This is a genomic window from Robinsoniella sp. RHS (assembly GCF_001029355.1).
GTDB lineage: Bacteria > Bacillota > Clostridia > Lachnospirales > Lachnospiraceae > Robinsoniella > Robinsoniella peoriensis.
Genome location: NZ_JNGB01000185.1, coordinates 1 through 5,436, shown reverse-complemented (window position 1 = coordinate 5,436; position 5,436 = coordinate 1). Strand labels below are relative to the sequence as shown.

Below are 5,436 nucleotides of genomic sequence, written 5' to 3'. Positions count from 1 at the left end.
TTCCAGGAAGCACGGTACTGGGTCTGGGACTGGTTGAACCCGTTTACAAGGTTATCCAGACCGCTTCTCTGGGCATCGGTCTCATAATAGGACCAAAGAACCAGTTCCTCCCTTGCCTTGCTTTCCTCCTGCCCGTCACTTTCCTGGTTCCTGCAGCCTGCCATCTGGACTGCCATCAGTAAAATAAGAAAATAACTGCAGGCTTTTCGTCTTCTATTATGACTGCCTGTAATCCCCCGGCGAGACTCCGACCTCTTCACGAAAAACCCTGTTAAAATATTTCGGGTCACCATATCCAACCTCATTTGCCACTTCATAGATCTTGAGCTCACTTCCTTTCAGCAGCCGTTTCGCCTGGCTGATACGAAATTTCTTAAGAAAAGTTGAAAAATTAATCCCCACCTCTTTATTAAATAAGGTACTGAGGTATTCGGGGGTAATGTCCAGACGTCTGGCCATTTCTTCCAGGGATATCACTTCCATATAATGTTCCCGTATGTAGCTGATTGCTCTGTTTACCGTATAATTACGGATATCATCTTTCTTATTTACCGTTTTTGCCAGAATCTGAATAATCTTTTGGAAACAGGTCTCCAGTTCCGATAAGGTAATGGCATTACCGAGAGTTTTAATAGGATTCTGCTCCTGTATCAGCCGATAGCCCTCCTCTGCAACCTCCTGGGAAATATTTAAAATGTAATTTACCATTTTCATATACCCCTGACGGATATGATAAGGTTCACATTTCTGATCCCTCATATATGACCGGAATTTATCCCCACAGCTTGTTAACTCCTCACTATCTCCCTTGCATACAGATACTTTGATCCTGTTTTCCAAAAATACCGGATATGTAAATTCCTCCGGAGTAAACAGGCTGATTTCCCTTTTCGTCAGCAAATGTGTATATCCCAATGCCATTGCATAAGAAGTAAGCTTTCGCAGTTCATTTACCTGGCTGCGCAGCTCTGTAAGAGACAGGATGCTTCCGGCTGTCCACACTGCCTGCCCCTCTCTTACATTCTTCAGATATACTCTGTGGCTAATCCTCTTATTCCATCCCTCCATCGGATTTTCGCTCTGAATGACACACACATATTCCTGCGTACTTTCAATAAATACCATATAAATGCGGTCTTTGCCGTATTTCACTTTCATTTCCTCAAGCTGGTTTTTGCAAAATTCAACATATGCCGGCTCTGCATTTCCAAGATAGCCTGCATAAAGAAAACACGGTGATTCCAGATCTAATCCGCCGATATCGGCAAGGCGCTGGTAATTCTCCCTGGTTTCCGCCAGGCTGCCCAGGATAATATCCCTGATATATCCCTGAGGCGTTCCTTCAATCTGCCTTTTTTCCAGATCCAGTTTTTCTTCAATCCTATCCAGTACCTCTTTTACGTCTTCCGCCGCAATGGGCTTTAACAGATAGTCATCCGCTCCCAGGGTTATTGCCTTTTTCGCATATTCAAATTCTGAATATCCACTGAGAATAACACTATGGCAGGCAACTTTGTCCTCCTGAATCTTTGCCAGCATTTCCAGCCCATTCATGACAGGCATTCGGATGTCGGTGATGATCAGCTCCGGGCGAAGCCGGATTGCCATCTCATATCCCTCCATTCCGTTTTTTGCTTCTCCAACAATTGTGTGACCGCTCTGAGACGAGATCAGTTTTGATATTCCAACTCTGATCTTTACCTCATCTTCAACTATTAATATCCTCATTTTCCTTCCTCATTTCATCAATAACCGGCAGGCGCAGGGTGATGACCGTTCCCAGGCCTTTTAAGCTGCTGATTGTCCAGCTGGCTTTATTTCCATAATACATATACATCCTTGAGAATGCATTGTTTAGCCCGATGCTCCTTCCATCATCAATAATTGCCCGTTTCGGGTCATTAAACTCCTGTACCTTACTTTCCGGCATGCCCACTCCATTATCCTCTATAATAAATACAACCCCCTTCCCGTCATCTGAGAGTGAACATTCAATTCTCAATAAGCCTCCCGCCATCATTCCATCAAACCCATGTATAATAGAATTCTCAACAAATGGCTGCAATAGCAGCTTATATACTTTCACCTTTTCTGTATTTTTGTCTATTTGCAGATTGTACGTAAATGCATCATTAAATCTCATTTTCTGGAGACTGATGTATTTATGAAGCCAATCCGACATTTCCCATATGCTGACTCTCTGATTACTCTTATTTACACTGTAACGCAGTATAACACCTAAGTTTCTCAGCATGGTACTGATCTCATACTCTCCCTTTTCAATTGCCATCCAGTTAATGGAATCCAGGGTATTATATAGGAAATGCGGGTTAATCTGTGCCTCCAGCGCACGGATTTCTGCATTTTTCTGACTGTTTTGTGCCTCTTTTACGGTAGTGACCAGCTCTTTCACTTTTACGGTCATAGTATTAAAATTTCGTGCAATCAGACCAATTTCATCCTGGGTATCTTCCGGAATCACCACATCCAGATGCCCCTGCTGTACCTGTCCGATTCCTTTTAATACCGAACGGACTGACCGGTTTAACATATATACCGTATAACTAATAATGCACGTTACGAAAATAACTGCGGCAACGCCTACAAGCAGAAAAATCTTCTGGGTATTTACCAGATCCTTCAGCATATAGTCTTTATCATACACGTTGTAAAAAACCCATCCTGTCTGAGGGTCTCTGTATTCGTTGATAGCCGTTTTTTTATCCCGCAGATATCCTGTAACTTTTACAAATTCCGCTACCGTTAGCCGGGGATTCATTTTCAGAGTCACAAAACTCTCATCCGGATAGGTAATTACCTGCCTGTTTTCATCCAGAATAAAATTCAGGCTGTGCTGGGACAGTTCCTGGTTGGCACTATCCTCTGGCTTATTACAGATTTCCTCAAGGATCCGTTCATCAATAGACATAATAATGGTAGCAATGCTTCCCTGTTCCAGATGGTCAAAATCAAATACCCGTTTGGACATATGAAAATAATACCCTTCCGTTCCGTTCTCCTGAAACTTCATAGTGGGCGTAATGACCATGCTTGGTTCATCAATGCAGTCTATGTAAGGCTTCGTCGTTCTCAGATCCGGATAGCCTCTCCATAAATTATCAATTGCAGAATCTGTCTGAAAATCAGCTACCACTGAACTGCCGTCCGCACACACCAGACTGATACACCGGATACCCAGATTGTCATTGTTATACTGCTTCAGGCAGTTGTATGCTCTGTTGTATGCAAATGCTTTCTGGCTGTCCGTAATATCCATCAGAGTTTTTATACTCTCTGTCAGCTGTTCATCCGTGTACAGCTGGTATAAAAGGCTGGAATAGGTTTCCATATTTAAGTGCACCCGTTCTGATATCTGGGTCAGATTACTAACCATTAACTGATCTACCTTTTCCGTTACTATATTTTTATTTACATAGTATCCTATTAACTGTATAGACAGAATCGGTATAATTGAGCCAAACAAAAAACCGAATAACAATTTTCTTCCAAGTGTCCAGTTATTATATCGTACGATTATTTTTTTCAACATGTTTACAGGCTCACTTTCCGCAATACTCAAATACCATTATTTTACACTTATCCGGATATATATCGCAAGCTTGCTTAAAATATAATCTAATAAGTATTGTTCATTTTAATTATTTTTCTACAACACAAGCCAGCGTAAGAACGCTGGCTTGTGATTCTGCTTTTTACTTAATTACTACGCTGCTCTTCTGTCCTCTGTTTTTAAATACTTTTTTATATGTCTTCACTTTAGACTTCGGAACTCTAATCACTGCCTTGGAAGAAATATTCTTCAAACAATTGCTGTATGCATTCTTCAGTACTTTTGACTTAACAGTGATATTGGTAAGCTTGCTGTCCCCATAGAATGCCTGTTGTCCAATCGCTGTTACATTTGCACCGATTGTTATCTGCTGCAGCTTCTTGTAATTCTTAAATGATTTTTGTCCAATCTTTGTTACCTTGCATTTTACTCCTTTTAAGGTTACCGTAGATGGTACCGTTACCTTCTTAACGGACTTGCTGGATGCTCCAACCACCATTACAGTTGCTTTTCCTGCTGTTGGATTGGTAACTTTGTAGCGCAGTCCTTTGTAAGTAAGGATCTGGCCCTTTTTCAGTGCAGGTACTACCGGTTTTGGAGTCTCTGCAGGTTTCATTTCCAGTGCTGTAGCTGCTGACATCAGTTTTGATGCTGCCAGATCAATCTGATCCTGTGTTGCATTTGCATTATTTAAAACTGCTGCTGCTGCTGCCACTGCATCTTTTAAAGCTTTTGCGCTGTTGTCTGTATATTTGCCGGTATCAAGTCCTGCATAGGCATTATATAGTACATTTAATGTTGTTGTATCTGTGGTAACAGTTGGTTCTTCCGGTTTTACCGGCTCTTCTGTCAATTCTGCTGCTGCCTTAGCCAATGCTGACGCTGCCTGGTCAACTGCTGCCTGATCTGCATCAGGGTTATTCAGAACGTCTTGTGCACCTTGAAGTGCTGCAAGGAATGCATCGGTACTTTCTTTTGTATACTTAGCGGTATCAATGCCTGTATATGCATTGTAAAGTACGCTCAGTACGGAGAAGTCTACCTCTACTTCCGGTTCTTCCGGATCTTCCGGCATTACTGCAAGTGCAGTCGCTGCTGACAGAAGATTTGCTATGGTATTGTCAACTTCTTCCTGTGCTGCATTTTCTTTTCCGATTACCGTCTGCAGACTGCCTAATGCTTGTGTAAATGCTGCTGCACTTTCTTGGGTATATCCGGAAAGATCCAGGTCTTTGTAAGCACTGTATAATGCTTTTGCTAATGATTTATCAATTACCGGTTTCGGTTCTTCTGCTTTTTTCTCCAGTCCTGCAAGGGCTACCAGTAATCCTGATTCTGCTTCTGCTGCTTCCACTTTTGTAGCATTTTCTTTTTGAATTACTGCGCCTGCATTTTCCAGTGCATTTTTCAATACATCTGCGCTTTCCTCTGTGTAGATGCTCATATCCATCTGTGAAATAGCATTGTACAGGGACTGTAACTGTGTCAGATCAGCCAGAATACTTTCCAGCTGGGCAATTGCTTCTTCAAGCTTGCCAATCTGCTCATCTACTGCATCCTGATCCGCATTCTCATCTTCGAAAACTTTCCTTGCTTCAGCAATTGCTGCTTCCAGTACAGCGTAACTCTCTGCTGTATATCCATCCGGAATGTAAGCTTCTGCTGTTTCCAGCGCCGTCTGTAAAACAGTCTTGTCTACATTGTTGTCATACTCTGTATAAAGCTCGTTAATCTTTTCGCTGTTTACCGCACCGTTGTAAATTCTAAGGTCATCCAGTTCCAGATTGTCCGGATACTGTGAGTCATTGCTGTAACCGTTCTTTCCTACACGGTTTACTGCTGTCTCTGATCCGGTAATTGTCTGC

Annotated in this window: 3 protein-coding genes and 1 pseudogene; all 4 read right to left on the bottom strand. The window is 42.2% G+C overall.

From position 1 onward, the window contains the following. Positions 1-260, bottom strand: a pseudogene (locus RHS_RS32210) (hypothetical protein); the annotation flags it as partial. After that, positions 217-1,728, bottom strand: coding sequence for a response regulator (locus RHS_RS27885; RefSeq protein ID WP_027295266.1), 1,512 nt, complete (start codon positions 1,726-1,728; stop codon positions 217-219). The gene RHS_RS27885 and the pseudogene RHS_RS32210, both read right to left, overlap by 44 nt. Next, positions 1,709-3,550, bottom strand: coding sequence for a sensor histidine kinase (locus tag RHS_RS27880; protein WP_027295267.1), 1,842 nt, complete (start codon positions 3,548-3,550; stop codon positions 1,709-1,711). Before RHS_RS27880 ends, RHS_RS27885 begins: the two co-directional genes overlap by 20 nt. Positions 3,551-3,713: 163 nt before the next feature. Continuing rightward, on the bottom strand, positions 3,714-5,436 hold a 1,723-nt coding region (locus RHS_RS27875; protein WP_047835024.1), incomplete at its 5' end, for a leucine-rich repeat protein.